Below are 22,945 nucleotides of genomic sequence, written 5' to 3'. Positions count from 1 at the left end.
ATAGATAATTGAAATCACAAAGTTATTTTAAAAATTATTTAATTTCTATGAAGAAAGTATTATTTATACTGCTAATTTTTTGTTTTTATTCGTGTAATTTATCAGAAACAAACAAAAAAGTAACTATTGATAAAGATAAAGGAATTATCAAAACAGAGAGTAGTAAAAAACTAATCAATGACCCTCGCTCGCCTAACCCAAGTAGTGAATTAGCCATTTTGATGCGTGATATGTGGGAATATGCAGATACATTAAAAACTGCAATTACCAACCAAAATACAACTTATTTACCTGAATATCGTCCTCGTTTTACGGATGTTCTGAGAGCTACTCCCACTGATGAACATACAAAAAGCCCTGCTTTTGATGCAATGGCAAAGATAATGCTTCAAAAATTAGAAAATGTATATCAAAATGCTGCTGAAAATAAAGAACAGAGTGTACAAGTAGAAGGTTTTAATCTCTTTGTAAAAAGTTGTTTGCAATGCCATGAACAACAATGCCCTGGACCTGTTTCAAAAATTTCTAAATTGATAATAAAAGAGTAAAAACTCTATTTGAGTCAAAAAATAAGTATAATAAATGTAGCGTCTAAGATTCTAATAGACAGTTGATTAAGGAGAGGTTTTGAAAATAATTTAGTTTTTTTTTGAAATTTCTCTATCCTTTTTAACTTTCTTCCGTATAAGAATGTATAAAGAATCTTTAAATAGTTCTATGTTTTTTATTATTCATCTATAAACTTTATTTTAACTTTAATAAAATACAAAATAATTTTGTCTTTTATTATTTATGATTATCTCTCAAAAAACTATGTGGAAAAGAATTAGTAAAATTTGGCAAGCTCACGAAGAACATGCTCGTATAGAACAAGAAAAAGCAGAAAGAGGTGATGCGAGTCAGATTTTTAAGTTGGCGATTATGCAAATTGAGCAAGCTATCCAAAAAAATAGTGTGATTTGGGAAAATGTCAGAAAAAATAAAGAAGAATTATATCAAAAAATAGAACAGATAAAATATGCTATTCAGCAAGAAGAAACATCTTTGCAATATGCGTTGAGAAGCAAAAATAAGTCACTAGCTAGTTCACATATTCTTCAAAAAGAAAATTTAGAAAAACAAAAAAGAGAATTCGAAACACTTTACAATAATGTGTTACAAACTTGGCAGCAAATGCAACTTCAAAAACAAAAACTGACTTTGCAACTTCAAGAACTCAAAACAAAAGAAATTTTACTGACAAATAAACTTCAAAACGCAAAAAACCAACGTGAATTACAACAAGTCCTTGATAGTTTAGAAATTTCTGATGAAATAGATTTGTTTGAAGATAAAGTAAATCAAGCTCAAATTGAAGTTGATTTGGTAGATGGTGTTTTGGATATTGAAAATCAAATTGATGGTTTGGAAGCTAATTCTCTGCAAGAAATAGACGAAAAAATAAACAAAAAATTTGAAAATTATCAGCAACAAGAGCAAGATAAAATCCAAGAAAAACAGCGAAAAAGAGTAGAACAGCTTTTTGGTAGAAATGAAAACAAAACACAACAACAGAAAGCAGATGAAAAAAAACAGCTAGAAGAAAAACGAAAAAATCTTGGTTCTTCCGACAATTTAGCGATAATTTCTTAATTTAGCCTTTCTATGGATACTAACACAATAGCAATTTTATTAGGTTTTTCAGATTTTTCAGTAACGAAAATAGAATCTTCTCCACTTCGCTTAACTATTTATGGAGAAAGTAATTTAGCCGATTCTATTTGTCCTAATTGCTTGAAAAAGTGCAATAAAGTGACTTCTACTTCAGAACGTATTGTTCGTGACCGAAATATTTTAGACAAAGAGGTTTATTTACACTTAACTTCTCGTCAATTTCATTGTCAAGATTGTACTCGTTACTTTCAAGAAGTTTTTAGTTTTGTTTCTAAGCAAAAAAATCAAACTCATCGTTTGGAAAAATATCTTTATTTATGTTTGAAAGATAGCAGTTTCAAAGAAGTAGCTATCCGAGAAAACATACTTTGGGATGTTTTAGATGGTATTTTTAAAACCTATAGTAAACGTGAGATAAAAAAACACCTAGATTATTTTCCTCGACGTTTAGGTATTGATGAATTTGCTTACAAAAAAGGAAAAAAGGAATATGCTGTTGTTTTAGTAGATTTAGATACAGGTCAAGTTTGGGATATTTTAGAATACCGTAATAAAGAGTATTTAAAAGCCTATTTTTTATCCAAAGGCGAAGTTTTTTGTACTAGTATAGAAGTATTTTCTTGTGATATGTGGGAGGGATTTTCAAATACAGCAAAAGAAGTATTTCCTAACGCTGATGTAGTAATAGATCGCTTTCATTTTTTTCAGCATTGTAATAAAGTGCTAGATAGCATTCGTAAAGAATTACGACGAAAAGATGATAAAAACGTTCATTTCAAGCAAATAAAATGGCTTTTATACAAGGCATGGAAAGACCTTACTTATAAAGAAAGACGAGTTTTACTTAAAGCGTTTAGGTTTAGCTCAACGCTTAGACAGGTGTATTTTATGAAAGTGGAATTACAAAATATATTTAATACTGATTTGAGTAAACAAGAAGCTAAAAAACTACTAGACCAATGGATAGAAGAAGCTCAAAAAATAAATCATAAGGCTCTAAATAGATTTATAAATACGTTTAATTCTTGGAAAAATGATATTATTAATTTCTTCAAAGATAGATATTCTAACGGAATAGTAGAGGGAATTAATAATAAAATTAAGACCCTCAAAAGGAGTGGGTATGGGTTTAGAAACTTTCAAAATTTTAGATTGAGAATGATAGTCAAATTCATATAATCGCTAAAAAGTCGGAAGAGCCAAAATCTTTTAGAACAGTTTAAGACAAATCATACAAAAAATGTAAATACAAACGACAACAAAAAATTAGAAGACGAAATTAAAGCGCATTTTGAGAAGGAAAGTAAAATAGAAAATAAAGATGTTTTAAATGACTTTTTTTCTCAAAGTGAAAAGGTAGAAGACACCACTCAAAAAAGTGTTGAGAAATCTGTAATAGATGATTTTTTTGGAAATGAGAACAAATCAAAAGAGAAAAAAGAACAGCCTAAAGAAATAGAGAAAAAATTGGACGAGCAACTCAGCAAAGAAGAACAAATGAAAAAGTTTTTTGGTAAATAATTACCTTTTCAGTTGTATAAAATTGGAATAAGTAAGAATTATTTACTAATATTTAACAACGTACAACCTAAGTTGTATTTATTCAATTTCACACTTAAAATAATTCAAAAAAATGGCAATTTCGCTAAAAAAAGGAGGACGTTTCAACCTCTCTAAAAACGAACCTAGTTTAGAAAAAGTAATGGTTGGGCTTGGCTGGGAAATGAAGTCAGGTGCAAAATTAGACCTTGATGTGTCTGTTTTTATGGTAGGACCTTCAGGAAAAGTTCCTGCTGATGAGTATTTTGTTTTTTATAATAATCTCAAATCTCCAGATGGTTCTATTCAACATACAGGCGATAATCGAACAGGTGATGGTGATGGCGATGATGAGATGGTTTTGGCAAACCTTCCTTTGGTTTCTTCGGATGTAAACGAACTTATTTTTGTTGCTTCTATTCACGAGGCTGCTACTCGTCGTCATAACTTTGGGTTATTGAAAGATGCGTATATCCGAGTAGTAGATGTGAGTTCGGATAGAGAAATTTTGCGCTATGATTTGGATGAAGAATTTGCTTCCAACACAGATGTAGAGTTTGGAAGATTAGTTAGAGAAAATGGAGAATGGTCATTTGTAGCCTCTGGGTTAGGTGAAAATGGTGGTTTACAGGCTTTCTTAGATAAATACGCTTAAATAAATTTAGAAGTCAGAGTTTAGAAGTTAGAGTTTAAAATCAATTTCAATTCTACAGTTAATCTTATTGCATTCTAAATTCTGACTTTATTCAACTTCTAAATTCATACTTCTAACTTCTAACTTTATTTCAATATGAGCATTTCATTAAATAAAAAAACAGGTATTAATCTCAAAAAAGGAAGTTCTATTTCCTTAGAAAAAGCAGGTAAGACTTATGACCGAATTTGTATCGGTGTAAATTGGGGAATGATAAAAACAAAGCAGCTTTTTGGTCTAGTTTCTAGTAATGAAAGTGTAGATTTGGATGGAAGTGTTGCTGTTTTTGACAAAGACGGAAATCGAATTGATTTAGTCTATTATTCTTCACTCATTTCACAAGACAAGGCAATCGTTCATAGTGGCGATGATAGAGAAGGCGATAGCAAAACAGATGATTTTGACAATGAAATCATTGAAATTGAACTTAACAAAATTAATGTAGAAGCAACCCAACTTATCTTCTTTTTAAACTCTTACAAAGGACAAGATTTTGCAGAAATTCCGTATTCTAAAATTCGAATTTTTGAAGGAAACAGAAGAGAAGTAAGAGAGGTTTTGGCTACTTTCAATCTTTCATCTGAACCAAAGTTTGCAGGACAAACCTCTATGGTTATGGGAAAAATGATACGACATGCTTCTGGAAAATGGGAGTTTAAAGCCATTGGAGAAGCTATTGCTGCACCTCACATGACCCAAACTTTAGATATTATTGCTAATGAGTATTTGTAAAACCAATTTAGAATTTAGAAGGTAGATTTTAGAAGTAAATACACTTTTATTTTAATTTTTAAATTTATTTCATTTCTAAATTCTGCAATCTAACTTTATATCATTTCATTTCAGACTTCTAATTTCTGAAATCTAACTTCTAACTTTATATACATGTCAATCAAACTCACAAAAGGAAGTACACTTAATTTAACAAAAAAAGAGCCTAGCTTAGAAAAAATAATGATAGGATTAGGCTGGGATATGAAAACATCAAACAAACTAGATTTGGATGTATCTATGTTTATGATTGGAAAAAATGGAAAACTTATTTCGGATGAATATTTAGTTTTTTATAATAATTTGAAATCCCCTGATGGCTCTGCACAGCATTTGGGCGATAATCGTACAGGTGATGGTGATGGCGATGATGAAATGGTTTTGGTCAATCTTGCTGCTATAAACCCTGAAGTAACAGAACTTATTTTGGCTGTTACTATTCATGAAGCAGAAGCTCGTCGCCATAATTTTGGACTTTTGAAAGATGCTTATATTCGTATTGTAGATGTCAAAACAGATAGACAAATCTTGATTTATGACCTTGATGAAGAGTTTCCAACTGACACAGATGTAGAATTTGGAAGACTTGTAAAACAAAATAATGAATGGTCTTTTGTAGCTTCAGGAGTAGGAGGCAAAGAAGGTTTGCAAGGTTATGTAGATAGATATGCTTAGTGTAAAGAAAAAGCTTAGTATTATTTTGATGAGGGAAGACTATAACATTTAGGATACTAAACTCATCAGTAAAGAAATAAAAAAAAGTCTTTGCTAGATTATTTCTAGTAAAGACTTTTCTATTTTTATAATTTTTAATCAAAACTAAATTATCTATTCTGCTGCTAGTTTTTGAGTAAATTTTGCAAGTAACTGTTCTGAAAGTGAACGATTCATTAAATGTGCATAAATCTGTGGTGTAATATCACGAAGACGTTTAGAAGAACCGTCTTTAAACTCAATGTCAAGGGTTTTTTCTGCTAAGTTATAAACAGCAGAGCGAATTGTTTGATAAGAAAATGGGAAGTGGCGCATGATTGTGTGATTTTGGAGTAAAGGATAAAGAAATTATTTTTGATGGCTAAGTTAAACTGCTGGAAAGTAATAGTCTATTAATATAACCAATTTTTATGATAAATCATTCCATTTTTCTGTGTTTTTTTACAAAAAAATAGTTAAAGGTCTATTTGCATATTTTAGTAATAAAAGACCAACTCAAAATCAAAAAAATCTTAACTTATATTATTTCCTCTATTTAGTTATTTCTATATTTTGAATAATTAGTCAAAATTTGCGAACTTGATAGTTTATATTCAAAATTAATTATAATCTCTACTATGTTAAAGAAAAATTACTTTTTATCCCTTTGTTTGGGGGTTTTTGTTTTCTCTAGTGTTTGTTTTTCTTCGGAAGTTATAGCACAAAATGATACAAAATCAAAAATTAGTGTTACTGACATTTATTCGAATGGAACACTTTATGCAAAAAATCTACAAGGCGTAGATTGGACTTCTAATGGGCAGTTTTATACTCGTATGGACGGAAATGCTATTGTTCGTTACGATATCAAAACAAATAAAGCAGTCGAAACTATTTTTGATGGAGATGCTTCTGATCCAAAAATCAATATTGCAGAATATTCTTTTTCAGATAAAGAAGACAAAATTCTTGTGCAAACCAATCGTCAAGCTATTTATCGTCGTTCGTACATTGCAGAGTACTATGTAGTTGATACAAAGGATAAATCGGTTAAAAAACTTTCAGAAAAAGGACGTTCTGCATACTCTACGTTCTCTCCAGATGGCTCAAAAGTAGCTTTTTTTAGAGATAATAATCTTTTTTATGTTACACTTTCAGATATGTCAGAAGTTCAGATTACAGATAATGGACTTTTTAATAAAATCATAAATGGTGCTGGAGATTGGGTCTATGAAGAAGAGTTCCAACTTACAAAGGCATTTGATTGGTCACCTAATGGAAAAAACTTGGCTTTCATTCAGTTTGATGAGAGTAAAGTATTGGAATATAATATGCAATATTGGGCTGATAAATCTCAATTATATCCTATTGATTATAAATTCAAATATCCAAAAGCAGGTGCAGATAATTCTACCCTAAAAGTTTTTGTTTATAATTTGGAATCTAAAGACAAAAAAGAAATTGATTTAGGAGAAGAAAAAGATATTTATGTTCCTCGTTTGCAATGGACAAACAATCCTGAAATTTTGGCAATTCGTAGAATGAATCGCCTTCAAAACAAAATTGATCTTATCCATGCTGACATCAAAAAAAATGAAACAAAAGTAGTTTATTCTGATGAAGACAAAGATGGTTATGTTGATTTTGAATATACTGAGGACTTAATTTATTTACAAGATGGAAAGCATTTTATTGTTTCTAGTGAGCGTACAGGCTACAAACATTTGTATCTTTTTACTATGGACGGAAAACAAGTTCGTCAAATTACAAATGGAGATTGGGAAGTAATTGAGCTTTTGGGAGTAGAAGAAAAAGACTTGAAAGTTCCTATGTTGTATTATATTTCTACAAAAGATTCTCCTTTAGAGCGTCATTTGTATATGGTGGATTTGCAAGGCAAAAAAACTCGTAAACTTACTGACAGACATGGAACAAACTCTGTTGATATGAGCAAAGATTTTGCTTTTTATATTCTTACACATGAGAGTACAGAAATGCCTGTTAATTATTGTTTGTACCAAACAAAAGGGAATCTGCTTTTGAGTAAAATTCAAGATAACGACGGTCTTATCAAAACATTCAAACAAAATGATTTACCTCAAAAAGAGCTTTCTTCTTTCAAAAATAGAAATGGAGAAACGCTAAATTATCAAATTTTCAAGCCAGTAGATTTTGATGAAAACAAAAAATATCCTGTTTTGATGCACGTTTATGGAGGACCTTCTTCACAACTTGTAACTGATTCTTGGGCAGGTGGAACAAATGACCTTTGGCACGGAATGCTTACTCAAAAAGGATATATCGTAGTAACAGTAGATAATCGTGGAACGCAAGGACGTGGTGAAGCATTCAAAAAGGCAACTTACAAAAACCTTGGAAAATTAGAAGTAGAAGACCAAATCGACGGTGCAAAATATCTAGCTAGTTTGTCTTTTGTGGATAAAGAAAGAATTGGTATTTGGGGCTGGAGTTATGGTGGTTATATGTCGTCGCTTTTGATGATGTTGGGAGCAGATTATTTCAAAGCTGGAATTGCTGTTGCGCCTGTTACTTCGTGGAGATATTATGATACGATTTATACAGAACGCTTTTTACAACGTCCACAAGATAATCCTAGTGGTTATGATGATTTTTCTCCAATTACACACGCTTCAAAACTAAAAGGAGAGTTTCTTTTGGTTCACGGAACTGGTGATGATAATGTACACGTTCAGAATTCTATTGCGCTACAAAATGCACTTGTCAATGCAAACCGTCCTTTTGAGATGTTTTATTATCCAGATAGAAATCACGGAATTTATGGTGGAATGACTAGAATCCATTTGTATAATATGATGACAAAATTTGTAGAAGATAATTTGTAGAATGTATCATAGACTTTCTATGTCTGTATAAAAAACTATAATTTCTTTATCAGACTGGGAAGTCTGACCTACTTTGAAATCCTATCGTTTAGATGAAAATTCTAAATGATAGGGTTTTTTCTGTTTATTATGCCATAATTTTGAGTACTTTTAATTTTTCTATCCATAATTTAACCATAAAAAACAACTACAATGAAATCTTTATTTTCCGTCTTGATTTTACTGTTTTCTATAAGCTGCAAACCTGTTTCAACATCTGTTCAGACACAACAAGAAGCAATTATTATAACCTCTGATATTTCAAATTTTTGGAAGGCTTATGATAAAATCAGTCAAACAAAAGATACCATTCTACAAGAAAAATATCTCAAAGAATTATTTTTTGATAAAGATTCGAAGGGATTAGATGGAATAATAAGAGCTAGAAGTTATACACCACAGGAATATCTAACATCAATAAATAATTATCCTTTATTTTGGCAATCTGTTCGAAAAAATGCACTTCAAGCTGACAAATTAAGTAAAGAGTTAGAAGATGGAATCCAAAAATTAAAAGTTGTTTATCCCAATCTAAAACCAACCAAAATATATTTTACGATTGGTGCTTTACGAACTAACGGAACGGCTATCGATAGCATGCTTCTTATTGGAACAGAGTTAGCAACAGCAGACAAAAACACAATTTCATCAGAATTTCCAAAGCGATTATCACATTTAAAAAACTATTTTCAAACAAACCCGATCGAAAATATCGTTGCTTTGAACATTCATGAATATGTGCATACACAACAAAATGCCATTGGTGGCTATGATTTGCTTTCTCAAACTTTGTTTGAAGGCGTTGCTGAATTTGTTCCTACGATTGCACTAAAAAAAGAATCCAAAACGCCAGCTATTGCGTATGGAAAAGCAAATGATAAACAAGTAAGAGAAGTTTTTGAGAAGGAAATGTTTTCGCCTTGGACTTATAATTGGGTTTGGAATGATGAGAATAATGAGTTCAAAATGCGTGATTTGGGATATTATGTAGGTTATGCAATGGCAGAAAAATATTATAATCAAGCTGCAAATAAAGAAGAAGCTATAAGAGAATTGATAGAATTAGATTATACAAATCAAGAAAAAGTAGAAAATTTTATTGATAAAATAGGCTATTTCGAAAAACCACTCTCAGAACTCAAACTAGAATACAAAAATAATCGTCCAAAAGTAATTTCTGTAAATAATTTTGAAATACAAAGTGATGAGGTAAAAGGAAATTTTACAAAAGTTATAATAAATTTTTCTCAAAAAATGGATATTCGTTTTCGTTCTTTTGGTTTAGGAGAATTGGGAAGAGAGCATTTTCCAGAGTTTGAAAAAGTAGAGTTTTCAGAAGATGGAAAACAGCTTATTTTTGATGTAAAGAATTTAGAATCAAATAAAAAGTATCAAGTTATTTTGGAAGAAGGATTTAGGTCTGAAAAATATAGTTTACCTCTAAATGAATATTTGATAGAATTTGTATTAAATTAATTTTAGATAAAAAAAATATGTATCTTTATGTAAATCAGCTTTTTAAACTTTATTTTTAAACCTAAATTTATTTATTATGGGATGGCTTACATGGATTGTATTTGGACTTATTGCAGGTGTTATTGCTAAATTTATTATGCCGGGTAAAGACCCTGGTGGTTTTATTGTAACTATTCTTATTGGTATCGTTGGTGCTGTTGTGGGTGGTTATTTGGGAACTATGTTTTTGGGAGTTAGTGTAACTGGATTTAACCTTCCTAGTATGGGAATTGCTATTGGAGGTTCATTGTTACTTCTCTTTGTATATCGTTTGGTTACTAAAAAGTAAAAAACTGAAAATTAGAAAGCCTTTTAAATCAGTTGTGAATTGATTTAAAAGGCTATTTTTTGATTTATGAATTACTATAAAAACTAAAACTCACTAATATATACCATTTCTCCATTGACATAAGTTTGCAAAACATGTGTATTTCGTAAAAGTCGGTTATCTGTCTTCATAATATCAGTATCGATAAGAATAAAATCAGCAAATTTTCCAGCTTCTATGCTTCCTTTTTCATTCTCTTCAAAAGCTGCGTAAGCTGCCCAAATTGTCATGGCTCTCAAGGCAACTTCACGAGTAACAGCATTTTCCATTTGAAAACCTTCTTGTGGATTTCCCAAACCATCTTGTCTTGCTACGGCTGCATGAAAAGTAGCAAATGGATTGATAGCTTCTATCGGAAAATCCGTTCCAAAAGCTATCCTATTATTCTGTTCGTAGAGTTCTCTGTAGGTATAAGCATGACGAATACGAACTTTCCCCAAACGATTTTCTACCCATGGCATATCCGAAATAGCGTGTGTAGGCTGTACAGAAGGAATAATTTTGAATTTTTTGAATTTTTCTAAATCGTTTGGATGAATTACTTGAGCGTGTTCGATGCGCCAACGCAAATCCTTATTTTTGTTTTCTTCTGCAGACAAAAACTCACCATACAAATCTAAAAAAATACGATTTGCCGAATCTCCAATACAATGTGTATTGACTTGAAAACCTTTGTCAGCAAATTTTTTGATAAGCTCTCTGTATTCATCTGTACTTCTCCACATTGCACCGTAAGCAGATGCACTATCCGAATACGATTCCAACATGGCAGCACCATACGAACCCAACGTACCGTCAGCAAAAAGTTTTAAAGCTCCTGCATGCAAACGGTCAGTTTTGAGAGTTCCTTTTTCTAAAAAATAGTCTTGATTTTCTTCTGTTGGGTCAATCATCGCATAGACACGTAATTTCAGCGACTCTTCTCGGTGCATACTATCCAAAAGCTCAAACATTCTTTTATCCATTAGCGCATCTCCTACTGAAGTTACACCGTTTTTAAAACAGGCTTTTTCTGCTCCTTGAAAAGCTCTTTTCATCTCTTCATCTGTCAGAGGAGGCATTTTATCGGTAGCTAGATTGATAGCTGTTTCGTATAAAAGTCCATTTAATCCCTTTAATCCTTTTTCTTTATTGATTTTTCCTTTTTCGCCTTCATCTTCATAAACTCCTAAAGTTCCTCCTTTTGGCATTCTTGAATATTGATTTATACGAGCTTCAAATAAGGCTTTTTGATTGACTAAAGCCACATGTTCGTCTATTCGCTTCAAAAAAACAGGAACATCAGGAAAAGCTTCATCTAATAATTCTTTGGTCGGTAAAATAGAAGGATTCCAATTATTTTGATTCCATCCGTAGCCTTTTATCCATTTTTTATCTGGATTTGCTTCTCTATATTGTTGCAAAATAGTAATCACTTCATCAAATGATTTGGCTTTGCTTACATCAGCTTCTTCTAGTTTCTGTCCAAGCCAATACAAATGAGCATGTGCATCAATAATACCTGGAAGAATATAATTTTTCTGAGCATCAACAATTCTTGCACTTGTATATTTTGCTAAAATAGTTCTACTTTTTCCGACCTCAATAAACTTTCCATCACGAATGGCAAAGGCTTCTTGCTGTGAAAAATCAGAATCAACAGTATAAACTTTTGCATTATGGACAATCAAATCAACGGCTTCTTTGGAAGAACAAGAGGACAACATACTAGACATAACTAATAAAAGGACTAAAACGAAAAAATTAGAAAAAGTATAAAAAAAACGCAAACAAAATAAAGGTAGTTTCATAAATTTACTTTTCTTTGAAAACAGAATTGAGAAACAAAATGGAAACTAAATAGACTTCTACTCATTAGATAATCATCAAAATTAGTTAATTTTAATCGTTTCTCTTTATTTTTTTACTAATAATAAAATGGGAATCTTTCAAAAGGTGTATTTTTCTACAGGAATAATTTAGATTTATGATTTTATTTGAATTTACTTTTTATCTTATATCTCTAACTTCATACTTTATTTCTACCTTTGTGATATGGAAGACATAAAAAATGACATAGAAGAAAGAGATGAAAATCAAACTTCGCTTTACCTCGTTCCGACACCAATCGGAAATTTAGGAGATATTACATTGAGAGCTTTAGAAACACTCAAAAAAGTAGATTTAATCTTAGCAGAAGATACACGCAAAACAGGTGTTTTGTTAAAACATTATGAAATAAAACAACCCTTGCAAAGTTATCACGCTCATAATGAACATCATACCGTTCAAAAATGGATAGAACAAATGCAGCAAGGAAGTGTTTTTGCACTCGTTTCAGATGCTGGAACACCTGCCATTTCTGACCCTGGATTTTTGCTTGTTCGTGAAGCCTTAAAAGCAAATTTGAATATAGAATGCTTGACTGGTGCGACAGCTTTTGTTCCTGCGCTTGTAAAATCGGGATTGCCAAGTGAGCGTTTTTGCTTTGAGGGATTTTTGCCACACAAAAAAGGTAGAAAAACACATTTAGATGCCCTAGCAGAAGAAAAACGAACTTTTATTTTATACGAATCTCCTCACAGGCTTATCAAAACACTTACACAGCTTGCCGAAGTTTGTGGAAATGATAGAAACGCCTCTGTTTCTCGTGAACTTACAAAAGTTTATGAAGAAACCAAAAATGGAACTTTAGAAGAAATAATAAATTATTTTTCTACGGAAGGAAAAGTAAAAGGAGAATTTGTAATTGTGGTAGAAGGAAAAACAAAATCAGTTACCAGTAAATAGTAATCAGTTACCAGTAAATTTCATTTCATAATTTTCTTAAAAATGCAAGACTTACTTTTCGATTATCTTTCCAAATATATTGTTCTTTCAGAAGAAGAAAAAAAGGCAATTACTGACTTAGATATGTTTAGGAATTATGAAAAAGGAACTATTTTATTAAAAACTGGACAATCTTCAGAGAAAGGATATTTTGTTATAAAAGGTTGCCTAAGAACGTATTATATAATTGAGGGAGAAGAAAAAACTACTAATTTTTATACAGAATTAGAATCTCTTGCGCCTGTTTGTAGTATCACTAAAAAACCTTCTGAGTATTCTGTTTCTTGTATAGAAAATTCTATTATTATGGTTTCAGACCCAAGTATGGAAGAGGTTATTTTTGAGAAGTTTCCACGTTTCGAAACGCTTTGTAGAGTACTATCAGAAGAATTATTAGTAAATCATCAAACTACTTTTGATAAATTTAAAATCTCTTCGCCAGAACAGCGTTATCTCAACTTGATGAAAAATAGACCCGATTTGTTACAACGAGTACCACAATATCAACTCGCAAGTTATTTAGGAATTAAGCCCCAGTCTTTGAGCCGTATGCGTGCTAGATTGGCAGAAAAAGCAAAATAAAGACGCTTTCTTTCTGAATTTGCGTCTTTTATTAACTTTAGTGAACGAGATAAAACATAGCACCAACTTATTTTTGTGTATTCATTTTATAGAACTCTAAACAAAAATAACGTTATGAAACTCAAACTACTTTTATTAATAGCTTTTCTTGTTGCTCTATTTTTTACTTTTTCTATCCAAACAGCAAATGCTCAAACTGATTCTACCTATAAAAAACACTTTATAGGAAGCACTTTTTTTATGTTGGGTAATTTTGCGCCTAGCAATCCACCTGATTTTGTCCAGCTTAATTTAGGCTATAGAATTACAAAAAAAGATGTTGTTTCTTTAGAATTAAAGACATGGAAATATGCATGGGCGTTAGGTATTCCTTATGGAAAATCCTTCGAAGCACCAGAAGAAAAATTCCCTGGTTATATTAGAGAATATGGTGTTGCACTTGTTTATCAACGTTTTTGGTGGAAAGGTTTATATAATGCTGTTCATGCTATGAATACGTTGCAGCACTTTGTAGATAAAGACGGTAAAAAAATAAAAAATGGGTATCAATTATTTATGACCTATCGTTTGGGTTATCAATTCAAACTCTTCAAAAATAGGTTTTTTATTGAGCCTTCTATCGCAATTACACATCGCCCAATACATAGCGAAATGCCTGAATCGTTTAAAGTTTTAGATGACAAATGGTCAAAATTCTTTTTTGGCGAACCAGGGTTACATTTTGGGTTTAATTTTTAGTTAGAAATAGAAAAACCTGTAAAATAAAAAAATGTTTGCTTATATTTTTAAAGGAACATAGTCAAACATTTGTGTTTTGTAATTATGAAAGAATAATAAAGTATCTTTGATTAATTCTAACCAAATTCTATATGATAAATCTAATCTAATAAATTCATGCAAAAACACATTCTATCATTAATTATCATTCTATTTTCTCAATTCATCATTTTTCAATCTTCTGCCCAAGACAAAAAAATATTTCCGTTTGGTGTAATTGAAGAAATTGATTCAAAAGAATTAGCCGAAAAGAGAACACTCAATATTTATCTTCCACAAGGTTATCATCCAGATTCTGCAACGATTTATCCAGTTATTTATGTTTTGGATGGTTCTCAATATGAAGATTTTCCACATATTGCAGGATTAGCGCAGTTTATGAATATGTATGAAATTTTGCCCAAATCTATTGTAGTCGGAATTTCGAATTTAGGAAAATCAAGATATAGAGATTTTACGTATCCAAGTGATGACAAACAGGATTTGAAGGCAATTCCGAATAATGGAGGTTCTGAAAAATTTATGGCGTATTTAGAAAACGAAGTAATTCCACTGATAGAAAAAAACTATAAAACAGATTCTCATAAAACTATTATTGGACAATCTTTGGGAGGACTTTTGGCAACAGAAATCTTATTCAAAAAGCCGTATTTATTTGATGATTATGTAATTGTAAGTCCGTCGCTTTGGTGGGACAATCAAAAAATGGTCAGAAAAGCGAATGATTTTTTAGAAAATTTATCAAAAAACATAGCTGAAACTAAAAAAGATAATACAGATTATAAAAAACGAATTTTTGTTTCTTTAGGCGAAGAACATCCAACAATGCACAAAGTAGCTGATAAATTAGTTGATTCAATCAAGAAGTTAGAAGAAACTAAAAACGGAACAATTACCCTTTTTTATGAACCGATTTTAGACCAAAACCACGCTACTATTTTACATTTAGCTGTTTATAAAGCCTTTGAAAAATTTTATAAAAAAGAAGAAGAAAAGAAAAAATAAATGGCATAAAAAAAGGAATTTCAAAACTCGTTTGAAATTCCTTTTTTTATAATTTAATGACACTACTTTTGATGTTTGAATCTTCTAAATTGCTGCATCCAATTTTTTCCAAGTAAAGTAAGAAACAGAAAACAAAATCAATGCGATTACTGCGCCACCAAACTTTCCATCGTCTGCCATAAGATGAGCAGCAAGTGCGAGTATAAAATCAAAGAAAAAACCTGCATAAGCCCACTCTTTCAATGTTTTAGATTTATTTGTCCAAATAGCAATCAAGCCAAGTATTTTGGCAATCGCTAACGGATAAATAATATGAGTTGGATAACCCAAGCTCAAAAAATCTTGACTAACCTGTGCATTATTGAAAATATACATTCCTGCTGAAATTAGCATTAAAGCACTTAAAAGTCCTGTACTTACCCAATAAGCAATTTTAATTTTTTTCATAGTTGTATATGATTTGATAATTAGTTTTGAGTTGATTCGTCTTGTTGTTGTTTATTTTTAAAGTATGCAACAAAACTCAAAATTATAGCTGCACTTGAAATGAGTGTCATTATAGTTCCTGGTACAAAATTGACAAAACCACCCAAATCTAAGAATATAAAATATCCCAAATCAGCCAAACCACCTGTAAGAGCAGCCAAAAAGATAGCATTTGTATTTCCTTTCCAAATAAAAAATGCAGAGATAAATGTTGTCAGACCAATCCAAAATAAATTAAATCCATGTTGTCCGATGACAGCACCAGCAGCTTTTGGATAATCCATTTGTAGAGTTGTTGCATCGACGGCATCAGCAATTCCAGCAATAGAAGAAGATATATCTCCAGAAATTATAAAAGTCATAGTCAGTACACCTGCAAGAATATGCACAAGTCCCCATAAAATCCATAAAACAGCAGAGATTTTTAATAAAAAAGATAGATTTTTCATAGTATAAAAAAGTTTAATAGTTGGTATCAATGAATACACAAATATCACAAAAGCGATACAGCCTTGCATTAATGTAGATTAAGAAAATAGATTGGGTGTTATATTTACAAACCTCTCGCTTTATCGCCTTTTACTTTACTGAGAGCTTCAGGCGTGATTCCTAAATAAGAAGCAATCATTTTTTGTGGAACTCGCTGAATAATCTGTGGATAGGTTTCTACAAAATGCTCATAACGCACTATGGCAGAACTACTCATGAGCATCAAAATACGTTTTTGTAAAACAGCCATGCACTTCATCAAAGTTATTACATCAATATTATCTTCTTCAAACTTCTTTTCTCTAACTGTAATAATGGTGTCTTCTAACGCATCAATATACAAATCACAAGGTATTTCGCTTGAAGTATTATCTGTAATTATCCAATTTTCCGGTGCAAACATAAAAATATGTTCTTTTCCTTTTTTATCAATGGTATAGCTGCGTAGTAAGCCACTTTTTACGATAAAAACTTTCGTGTTTAGTTCTCCACTTCGTTGAAGAATTTCTCCTTTTTTTACCTCAATATTTTTCATTTTTTGTTATTAAAGAATAGTTTAATGACAAATTACTTTTCTAAATTTAATAAAAAAAGGAACTCCAAACTAGATTTGAAATTCCTTCTTTATAATTATTTTCTGAATGAATTTACATTATAATATCTTCTAATTTTCCTCTAGTAGGCATCAATTCTCTTAAAGAATCTACTACTCCCGAACGATTATATTTGCTACAATCAGTATCTATAGAAAGCTCTGATTTTTTGACTAAAGGTTCTCTTGGCATTACATAATCTGTAATTGTAGAGTCCATATACAATGAATCCATAAACATTCCATAAGCAGGCATTGCCATTCTTGAGCCTTGCCCATAAGCAAAATTATTGAAGTGAATACTTCTATCATCTCCACCTACCCACGTTCCGACAACTAAGTTTTTGGTCATTCCCATAAACCAACCATCCGAATAATTTTGTGTAGTTCCTGTTTTTCCTGCTATCTGTACACCAGCTTTTCTAAATTTATATTTCCAAAGTCCTAATGCAGTTCCTCCACGCTCTTCACCTGCTCCCATAAGCATGTAAAGCATTGTATTAGCATTCTCTTTTGAAAGTGCAGGACGAGTTTTTGGAGAAAAATCACGAATTACACGACCGTTTTTGTCTTCTATACGAGTGATAAAGATAGGTTCTGTCCAGTTTCCATCATTATTAAAAGTTCCATACGCTCCGACCATTTCATAAACAGAAACATCACTTACACCTAATGCCAAAGCAGGAACAGCATCTAAAGGAGCTTCTATTCCCATTCTACGAGCATATTCGATGACTTTATTTGCACCATTTTTAGAATCTAACTCTCCAATTAAATAGGCTGCAATCGTATTTACTGAACGTGCAAGACCTTGACGAAGTGTCATGGTTTGTCCTGTATAACCACCACTATTTTTTGCTGTCCATGTTCCCCCAGATTCTAAATTAAATGTTTTTGGAACATCTGTAACTTGAAAACAAGGATGAAATTTTTTCTCTGAAATAGCCGTAGCATAAACAATAGGCTTAAAAGTCGAACCTGGTTGTCTTCTTCCTTGTTGTACATGGTCAAATTGGAAATGCTTGTGATTAATACCACCAACCCATGCTTTTATTTGTCCTGTGTGTGGATCCATTGCCATCATGCCGATATGCATGAAGTGTTTGTAGTATTTTATCGAATCTAATGGAGTCATGACAGAATCTTTTTCATATCCTTTGCTATTCCAATCAAAGACTTTCATTTTGATAGGCTCATTCATTTGTTTTGCCATATCTTGAGCTATTAAAGTAGAATCTCCGTCATACTTTATACGTGTTAGTCGATAACGTTCAGTTTGTCTTGTTACTTTTTCTAAGAAGCCTTCAATTTCTTTTCCGTACTCATCTCTCCAAGGATTTTTGTCTTTCCATTGTTTGAAAAAATTACCTTGTAATTCTTTCATGTGTTCTTTTACAGCATTCTCTGCATGCTGTTGCATTCTTGAATCAATAGTCGTATAAATTCGAAGACCATCAGCAAACAAATCATATCCATTATCTTTACACCATCTCATTACTTCATTTCTTACAATGGTTCTAAAATAAGGTGCTGCTCCGTTGTGGTGAGCATCTACTTCACTAAAATTTTCATTAGTTACCAATGGTTTTTCCTTCAAAACAGTTCGTTCTTCAAGGGTAATATAGTTGTACTTTTCCATCTGTTTGAAAACTACATTTCTACGAAATTTAGATTTATCAGGGTTTCCAATCGCATTATAATAAGTTGGTGCTTTCAACATTCCAACAAGTGTAGCAGCCTCTGGAATTGTCAAATCAATAGGTTCTTTGTCAAAATAAGTCTTGGCTGCTACTTTTATTCCAAAAGCATTTCTACCAAAATCTACTGTATTAAGATACCAATAAAGAATTTCATCTTTTGTATAAGAGCGTTCTAATTTTATAGAAAGCATCCATTCTTTGAATTTGATGATTCCCATACGTAAAATTCGATTATTATCAGGTGTTGTCCATTCTCCATTATACTGCTCTGTACGAGTATTGAATAGGTTTTTTGCAAGCTGCTGAGAAATTGTACTTCCTCCTCCGTCAAGTTCAAAAGTAATAATTCCTTTAAAAACACGCATCAAACTAATCAAATCTATTCCAGAATGTTCTCTAAAGCGAATGTCTTCTGTTGCTACTAGAGCATTGGTAACATTAGGAGATATTTCGGAAAGAGGAACAGGTGTTCTGTTTTCTCTATAGTATTTACCCATTAATGTTCCGTCTGCTGAATAAATTTCAGAAGCAACATTACTATTTGGGTTTTCAAGTTCTTTTAGATCTGGCATTCCACCAAAATAACCACCAAAATCTTCTTGAATTGCCATTACCCATAGGGCAATAAAAAATAGTCCTAATCCAAAGACTGCCCAAGTGATTTTTATGGCTTTTATAAATAAGGATTTTTTTAGCATAACTTTCTTTTCTTCAATCATCAACGAGGTATAAAATAATCATTGAGGACTTTATTTTTAATTTTAATAGGTAAAATTGCAAAAAAATAAGGACTTTTTCAATTTTTTTTATCAAAAAAAACTAAGGTTCTTCAAGAATCTTAGGGTTTAAAAACTAGCGAAGCATATCACGAATAATCTTCAAATGATGTTCAGTATGAATTCCTATAAACCGAATGGCTTCTTTTTTATTCATATTTCCAAAATAAGGATGTGGAAAATAACTGTTTTTATCCAAACCTTCTATTTTATCAACTTGCATTTTTGTTTTTTCTAAAAACTCTCTAATTGTTTCTTCTGTAATTGCTTCTTCATTTCGTACAGATTTTGGAGCTTTTGCTTTTCCTCTAGGAATGCGCTTTGTCGTCATTACTATAAACTTCATAAAACTAAACGTACTTTTAAACTCACTTGGATTAGAGTCTTCTAGCTGTTTTGAGACACCACGAATGACACGCAAAGAATGGTCAATCTGCCAACCTATATTCGAATGCGTAATTTTTGAGTTTGTTTTTTCTAGTTGAGGAATATAAGATTCAAGCTCAGAGAGTTGTTTTTCGAAAAGCATAGAGAAACAAATTTAGATTTTAGAAATTAGAAGTCAGAATTTAAAACCATTAGATACAATTTGCAAATTTAGATTTTAGAAGTTAGAATTAATTTCTAAAATCTACATTCTAAATTAGTTTACGTTTTTCTTTTCTTTTTCTTTGCAGCAGGAAATAAAATATTATTCAAAATTAATCTATATCCAGGGGATTGTGGGTGCAAATTTAGGTCTGTTGGAGCTTCTCCTACATAATGTTGATAATCTTCTGGGTCATGTCCACCATAGAAAGTCCATGTTCCTTTTCCCATTGTTCCATGAATATAACGAACTTCATTTACAGTCTTAAATTCGCCCATCACAACAACATCAGACTTTACAAGGTCTTTTCTGAATGCTGTTGTTTGTCCCATAAATCCTTTTACTTTAGTAACGTGGTTTTGAGTGAGCATGGTAGGAATAGGATCCCATTTGGCAGAAAACTGAAAAAGCTCAAAATAATCATTCTTTTCTGTAATTCCTGTTCGCTGACGATAGCTATTATCTATATTCGAATATTCGTACTCAAAAGGATTCAAAACAAGTTTGAAATCTTTGAAAGCAAATGTATTTTCAAATTTTAATTTCTTGTTGGCTGCTGGGTCTGCTGGGTCTCCATCATAAACTCTATCACAAATATCAATTCCTTCGGCTGCAAGTGCAATGTCGTAGGTATCTGTTGCCGAACACATCGCAAACATAAATCCACCTCCTAAACAATAGCCTTGAATTTTCTTTACAACAGCTAATTTTAGCTCTGAAACTTTATTAAAACCATATTTTTTGGCTACCTCTTCATATTCTCTTTGTTGGTCTTGATACCATTTTTGTCCCGAATAACTTGCATAAAACTTTCCATATTGACCTGTAAAATCTTCGTGGTGTAGGTGTAACCAATCATATTCAGGTAGTTTGTCTTGCATGATTTCATCATCAAAAATAATATCATACGGAATTTCGGCATAGGTCAAAACAAGTGTTACAGCATCATCCCAAGGTTGTTTTGATTTGGGAGAATAAACAGCAATTTTGGGAGCAACTTCCAGCTTTACAATATCTTGATTGACATCTGCTTTTGCAATCTGACTACGAATTTGGGTTGCTTGTGCTTCTGAAACGATTTCAAAACTCACACCTCTAAGACGCATTTCTTCCTCAAAAACTCGTGAGTAATCAAACATAAAACTACCACCACGATAATTTAAAAGCCATTCGACAGTCATATCTTGCTTCAAGACTGCAAATGCAATTCCATAGGCTTTTAAATGATTTTTTTGTGTTTCGTCCATCGCAATCATTATTTGATTAGCTTTGGCAAAATTAGAAACACCTATAAAAAATAAAAACAATAAAGATAGAATAAGATTTTTTTTCATAATTGGGATTTTATATTTGGTTTAACCTCGTTAATTGCAAAAGTCTCAACAACGGTTGTATTTTATTATGTAATTGGTGCAAAAATTATACAATTTACTCATTTTTTAGCTCTCAACAAGGTTTCATCGTCATTGAAGTTTAGAAACCTCTTTCATTTTGTCCAAAAATACATTTAATCAAAATAAATATACTTATTTTTTTATATCTTAACGTTTTAAATTAAACTTATTTTTTTGGTGGTTGTATCGGAATCTCAACGGTACTTGTATGAAAAATAAAAAACTTATTTGTACTGAAAACGTTTGTTTAAAAAAGTGATTAAAACACCAAATTTATTTCTTAGTTATTTTCAAAACACATTTCAATCTAGTAATATGGCAATCAGTAGAGTAAAACTTGTATCATTGGTTTCAATAGGCATAGTATTAATTTTATTTTTTGGAATAGGTAGCTTTCTTTATTTCGGTTCGTTTAGTACGGGTGATAGAGCAGGAGTAGTCATCAAAATAAGTCAAAGGGGATATGTTTTTAAAACATGGGAAGGTGAAATGAATCTCAACGACCAAGGAAATACAATAGAAAAATTTGAGTTTTCAGTAGAAGATGACCAAACCCAAGTAATAGAAGCCCTCAAAGACGCAGCTCTTTCAGGAGAACGAATCCGAATTTCTTATGTAGAAAGATACCGTACTTTCTCATGGCGTGGCGATACAAAGTATTTTATTACAGAAGTAATACGTCAAAAAAACAATGATTTGAGAAATGATAAAGAAGATAGCCGAGACAATTCTTCAAATCAACAAAATGAAATTAAAGATGAAAACAAACAAGATATTCAGAAAGAAGAACCAATAAGCACAGATACAACTATTCGTGATATGTAAATAAGTATTGAATCTCAGTTTAAACTTATTAATATTATTTTTGAGTAGGTGTTAGTGTTGTAGTAAAGTCTTTTCTGAAGTGTCTGTAAATAACGTGAATCTAAATTTTATTGAAAAACAAAAATAGATTCCATAAAAAAAGTCCATTTTCAACTTAATTAAGTCAAAAATGGATTTTCTTCTGTATAAAATATAGTAAGTTTATATACTTATATACCTGGACGAATAGAAAATACTTCTTTTTTATTTTCTTTATAACGCTCTTGACACTGCAAGACAATTTCGACAGCATGTTTTTCGTCTTGCCAATCTTCTACCGATACTTTTTTCTTTTCTAAGTCTTTATAAACTTCAAAAAAGTGTCCAATTTCTTTCAATAAGTGAGGATTTACATCATCAAATTTGTGAATGCTATTCCAAATAGGATCAGAAACAGGAACACAAAGTACTTTTGCATCAGGACCTTTTTCATCTGTCATATTAAAAATACCAACAGCACGCACTTCAATCAAACATCCAGGAAAAGTTGGCTCAGAAACTAATACCAAAACATCTAATGCATCACCATCTAAAGCAAGTGTTTCGGGAACAAACCCATAATCACTTGGATAGTGCATAGACGAGAAAATCATACGGTCGTAACGAATCATACGTTTTTCAGCATCATATTCATATTTATTTCTACTTCCTTTTGGTATCTCAACGATAACATCGAAGGTAAAGTCATTTTTTTCAGCCATTATTTTTTTTATTTATAAAATAGTAATTACTAATTAATTTTATTTTGTGTGATGTGATAAGTTATTTTCATAAAAGGGACTGCAAA

23 protein-coding genes are annotated in these 22,945 nt (G+C 31.4%); 14 read left to right on the top strand and 9 right to left on the bottom strand.

Annotated elements, in window-relative coordinates; all coding sequences use genetic code 11:
• Nucleotides 1-47: 47 nt before the first annotated feature.
• The 6 genes from ACE193_RS04675 to ACE193_RS04650 all read left to right on the top strand — a co-directional run bounded on the left by ACE193_RS04675 (nucleotide 48) and on the right by ACE193_RS04650 (nucleotide 5,332).
• A complete protein-coding gene (locus ACE193_RS04675) occupies nucleotides 48-548 on the top strand; it encodes a hypothetical protein (protein ID WP_375561849.1) in 501 nt (166 codons plus the stop codon).
• A 265-nt stretch (nucleotides 549-813) separates the two neighbouring features.
• Nucleotides 814-1,632 carry a hypothetical protein gene (locus tag ACE193_RS04670; RefSeq protein WP_375561848.1) on the top strand — a complete coding sequence of 273 codons (819 nt, stop codon included), beginning with the start codon at nucleotides 814-816 and terminating at the stop codon, nucleotides 1,630-1,632.
• Between the two features lie 12 nt (nucleotides 1,633-1,644).
• A complete protein-coding gene (locus ACE193_RS04665) occupies nucleotides 1,645-2,832 on the top strand; it encodes an ISL3 family transposase (protein ID WP_375558606.1) in 1,188 nt (395 codons plus the stop codon).
• Nucleotides 2,833-3,286: 454 nt separating this feature from the next.
• Nucleotides 3,287-3,847: a TerD family protein gene (locus ACE193_RS04660; protein ID WP_375561847.1), complete on the top strand. Its 561-nt coding sequence runs from the start codon at nucleotides 3,287-3,289 to the stop codon at nucleotides 3,845-3,847.
• Between the two features lie 135 nt (nucleotides 3,848-3,982).
• A complete protein-coding gene (locus ACE193_RS04655; protein ID WP_375561846.1) occupies nucleotides 3,983-4,618 on the top strand; it encodes a TerD family protein in 636 nt (211 codons plus the stop codon).
• Nucleotides 4,619-4,771: 153 nt separating this feature from the next.
• Complete coding sequence (locus tag ACE193_RS04650) at nucleotides 4,772-5,332, top strand: TerD family protein (RefSeq protein WP_375561845.1); 561 nt, start codon at nucleotides 4,772-4,774, stop codon at nucleotides 5,330-5,332.
• Between the two features lie 153 nt (nucleotides 5,333-5,485).
• Here the strand turns inward: ACE193_RS04650 and ACE193_RS04645 are convergent, their stop codons facing one another.
• Complete coding sequence (locus tag ACE193_RS04645) at nucleotides 5,486-5,686, bottom strand: KTSC domain-containing protein (protein ID WP_375561844.1); 201 nt, start codon at nucleotides 5,684-5,686, stop codon at nucleotides 5,486-5,488.
• Nucleotides 5,687-5,988: 302 nt separating this feature from the next.
• Here ACE193_RS04645 and ACE193_RS04640 point away from each other — a divergent pair, with 302 nt between their 5' ends.
• From ACE193_RS04640 to ACE193_RS04630, 3 genes are all read left to right on the top strand, one after another.
• A complete protein-coding gene (locus ACE193_RS04640) occupies nucleotides 5,989-8,214 on the top strand; it encodes a S9 family peptidase (RefSeq protein WP_375561843.1) in 2,226 nt (741 codons plus the stop codon).
• Nucleotides 8,215-8,406: 192 nt separating this feature from the next.
• Complete coding sequence (locus ACE193_RS04635) at nucleotides 8,407-9,729, top strand: hypothetical protein (protein WP_375561842.1); 1,323 nt, start codon at nucleotides 8,407-8,409, stop codon at nucleotides 9,727-9,729.
• Nucleotides 9,730-9,865: 136 nt separating this feature from the next.
• Entirely contained in the window at nucleotides 9,866-10,057 is a 192-nt protein-coding gene (locus tag ACE193_RS04630; RefSeq protein WP_375561841.1) for a GlsB/YeaQ/YmgE family stress response membrane protein, read from the top strand.
• An 83-nt stretch (nucleotides 10,058-10,140) separates the two neighbouring features.
• Here the strand turns inward: ACE193_RS04630 and ACE193_RS04625 are convergent, their stop codons facing one another.
• Nucleotides 10,141-11,886 carry an amidohydrolase gene (locus tag ACE193_RS04625; RefSeq protein WP_375561840.1) on the bottom strand — a complete coding sequence of 582 codons (1,746 nt, stop codon included), beginning with the start codon at nucleotides 11,884-11,886 and terminating at the stop codon, nucleotides 10,141-10,143.
• A 244-nt stretch (nucleotides 11,887-12,130) separates the two neighbouring features.
• On the opposite strand from ACE193_RS04625, the gene rsmI reads away from it, so the two are divergent.
• From rsmI to ACE193_RS04605, 4 genes are all read left to right on the top strand, one after another.
• Nucleotides 12,131-12,865: a 16S rRNA (cytidine(1402)-2'-O)-methyltransferase gene (gene rsmI / locus ACE193_RS04620; protein ID WP_375561839.1), complete on the top strand. Its 735-nt coding sequence runs from the start codon at nucleotides 12,131-12,133 to the stop codon at nucleotides 12,863-12,865.
• 42 nt (nucleotides 12,866-12,907) lie between these two features.
• Complete coding sequence (locus ACE193_RS04615) at nucleotides 12,908-13,486, top strand: Crp/Fnr family transcriptional regulator (RefSeq protein ID WP_375561838.1); 579 nt, start codon at nucleotides 12,908-12,910, stop codon at nucleotides 13,484-13,486.
• 114 nt (nucleotides 13,487-13,600) lie between these two features.
• Nucleotides 13,601-14,224, top strand: a complete 624-nt coding sequence (locus ACE193_RS04610) for a hypothetical protein (RefSeq protein ID WP_375561837.1) — start codon at nucleotides 13,601-13,603, stop codon at nucleotides 14,222-14,224.
• Between the two features lie 156 nt (nucleotides 14,225-14,380).
• Entirely contained in the window at nucleotides 14,381-15,268 is an 888-nt protein-coding gene (locus ACE193_RS04605; RefSeq protein WP_375561836.1) for an alpha/beta hydrolase, read from the top strand.
• Between the two features lie 84 nt (nucleotides 15,269-15,352).
• On the opposite strand, the gene ACE193_RS04600 is transcribed toward ACE193_RS04605, so the two are convergent.
• From ACE193_RS04600 to ACE193_RS04575, 6 genes are all read right to left on the bottom strand, one after another.
• Nucleotides 15,353-15,715, bottom strand: a complete 363-nt coding sequence (locus ACE193_RS04600; protein WP_375561835.1) for a DoxX family protein — start codon at nucleotides 15,713-15,715, stop codon at nucleotides 15,353-15,355.
• Nucleotides 15,716-15,735: 20 nt separating this feature from the next.
• Entirely contained in the window at nucleotides 15,736-16,203 is a 468-nt protein-coding gene (locus ACE193_RS04595) for a hypothetical protein (RefSeq protein ID WP_375561834.1), read from the bottom strand.
• Nucleotides 16,204-16,307: 104 nt separating this feature from the next.
• Nucleotides 16,308-16,778, bottom strand: a complete 471-nt coding sequence (locus ACE193_RS04590) for a Crp/Fnr family transcriptional regulator (RefSeq protein WP_375561833.1) — start codon at nucleotides 16,776-16,778, stop codon at nucleotides 16,308-16,310.
• Nucleotides 16,779-16,890: 112 nt separating this feature from the next.
• Entirely contained in the window at nucleotides 16,891-19,233 is a 2,343-nt protein-coding gene (locus ACE193_RS04585) for a penicillin-binding protein 1A (RefSeq protein WP_375561832.1), read from the bottom strand.
• Between the two features lie 154 nt (nucleotides 19,234-19,387).
• Entirely contained in the window at nucleotides 19,388-19,840 is a 453-nt protein-coding gene (locus ACE193_RS04580) for a DUF1569 domain-containing protein (RefSeq protein ID WP_375561831.1), read from the bottom strand.
• Between the two features lie 119 nt (nucleotides 19,841-19,959).
• A complete protein-coding gene (locus tag ACE193_RS04575) occupies nucleotides 19,960-21,234 on the bottom strand; it encodes an asparagine synthetase B (RefSeq protein WP_375561830.1) in 1,275 nt (424 codons plus the stop codon).
• 375 nt (nucleotides 21,235-21,609) lie between these two features.
• Here ACE193_RS04575 and ACE193_RS04570 point away from each other — a divergent pair, with 375 nt between their 5' ends.
• Entirely contained in the window at nucleotides 21,610-22,119 is a 510-nt protein-coding gene (locus tag ACE193_RS04570; protein ID WP_375561829.1) for a hypothetical protein, read from the top strand.
• 209 nt (nucleotides 22,120-22,328) lie between these two features.
• Here the strand turns inward: ACE193_RS04570 and ACE193_RS04565 are convergent, their stop codons facing one another.
• A complete protein-coding gene (locus ACE193_RS04565) occupies nucleotides 22,329-22,859 on the bottom strand; it encodes an inorganic diphosphatase (protein WP_375561828.1) in 531 nt (176 codons plus the stop codon).
• Between the last annotated feature and the right edge of the window lie 86 nt (nucleotides 22,860-22,945).

Origin of the sequence: Bernardetia aquimarina, assembly GCF_042180575.1 — a bacterium.
In the GTDB taxonomy this organism is placed as follows: Bacteria; Bacteroidota; Bacteroidia; order Cytophagales; family Bernardetiaceae; genus Bernardetia.
This window is presented reverse-complemented; position numbering and strand designations above follow the sequence as displayed.

Bases quoted from the DNA above. Each gene is read 5' to 3' on its own strand.
- ACE193_RS04675 (WP_375561849.1), top strand. From the start codon at position 48: ATGAAGAAAGTATTATTTATACTGCTAATTTTTTGTTTTTATTCGTGT.
- ACE193_RS04670 (WP_375561848.1), top strand. From the start codon at position 814: ATGTGGAAAAGAATTAGTAAAATTTGGCAAGCTCACGAAGAACATGCT.
- ACE193_RS04665 (WP_375558606.1), top strand. From the start codon at position 1,645: ATGGATACTAACACAATAGCAATTTTATTAGGTTTTTCAGATTTTTCA.
- ACE193_RS04660 (WP_375561847.1), top strand. From the start codon at position 3,287: ATGGCAATTTCGCTAAAAAAAGGAGGACGTTTCAACCTCTCTAAAAAC.
- ACE193_RS04655 (WP_375561846.1), top strand. From the start codon at position 3,983: ATGAGCATTTCATTAAATAAAAAAACAGGTATTAATCTCAAAAAAGGA.
- ACE193_RS04650 (WP_375561845.1), top strand. From the start codon at position 4,772: ATGTCAATCAAACTCACAAAAGGAAGTACACTTAATTTAACAAAAAAA.
- ACE193_RS04645 (WP_375561844.1), bottom strand. From the start codon at position 5,686: ATGCGCCACTTCCCATTTTCTTATCAAACAATTCGCTCTGCTGTTTAT.
- ACE193_RS04640 (WP_375561843.1), top strand. From the start codon at position 5,989: ATGTTAAAGAAAAATTACTTTTTATCCCTTTGTTTGGGGGTTTTTGTT.
- ACE193_RS04635 (WP_375561842.1), top strand. From the start codon at position 8,407: ATGAAATCTTTATTTTCCGTCTTGATTTTACTGTTTTCTATAAGCTGC.
- ACE193_RS04630 (WP_375561841.1), top strand. From the start codon at position 9,866: ATGCCGGGTAAAGACCCTGGTGGTTTTATTGTAACTATTCTTATTGGT.
- ACE193_RS04625 (WP_375561840.1), bottom strand. From the start codon at position 11,886: ATGAAACTACCTTTATTTTGTTTGCGTTTTTTTTATACTTTTTCTAAT.
- rsmI (WP_375561839.1), top strand. From the start codon at position 12,131: ATGGAAGACATAAAAAATGACATAGAAGAAAGAGATGAAAATCAAACT.
- ACE193_RS04615 (WP_375561838.1), top strand. From the start codon at position 12,908: ATGCAAGACTTACTTTTCGATTATCTTTCCAAATATATTGTTCTTTCA.
- ACE193_RS04610 (WP_375561837.1), top strand. From the start codon at position 13,601: ATGAAACTCAAACTACTTTTATTAATAGCTTTTCTTGTTGCTCTATTT.
- ACE193_RS04605 (WP_375561836.1), top strand. From the start codon at position 14,381: ATGCAAAAACACATTCTATCATTAATTATCATTCTATTTTCTCAATTC.
- ACE193_RS04600 (WP_375561835.1), bottom strand. From the start codon at position 15,715: ATGAAAAAAATTAAAATTGCTTATTGGGTAAGTACAGGACTTTTAAGT.
- ACE193_RS04595 (WP_375561834.1), bottom strand. From the start codon at position 16,203: ATGAAAAATCTATCTTTTTTATTAAAAATCTCTGCTGTTTTATGGATT.
- ACE193_RS04590 (WP_375561833.1), bottom strand. From the start codon at position 16,778: ATGAAAAATATTGAGGTAAAAAAAGGAGAAATTCTTCAACGAAGTGGA.
- ACE193_RS04585 (WP_375561832.1), bottom strand. From the start codon at position 19,233: ATGCTAAAAAAATCCTTATTTATAAAAGCCATAAAAATCACTTGGGCA.
- ACE193_RS04580 (WP_375561831.1), bottom strand. From the start codon at position 19,840: ATGCTTTTCGAAAAACAACTCTCTGAGCTTGAATCTTATATTCCTCAA.
- ACE193_RS04575 (WP_375561830.1), bottom strand. From the start codon at position 21,234: ATGAAAAAAAATCTTATTCTATCTTTATTGTTTTTATTTTTTATAGGT.
- ACE193_RS04570 (WP_375561829.1), top strand. From the start codon at position 21,610: ATGGCAATCAGTAGAGTAAAACTTGTATCATTGGTTTCAATAGGCATA.
- ACE193_RS04565 (WP_375561828.1), bottom strand. From the start codon at position 22,859: ATGGCTGAAAAAAATGACTTTACCTTCGATGTTATCGTTGAGATACCA.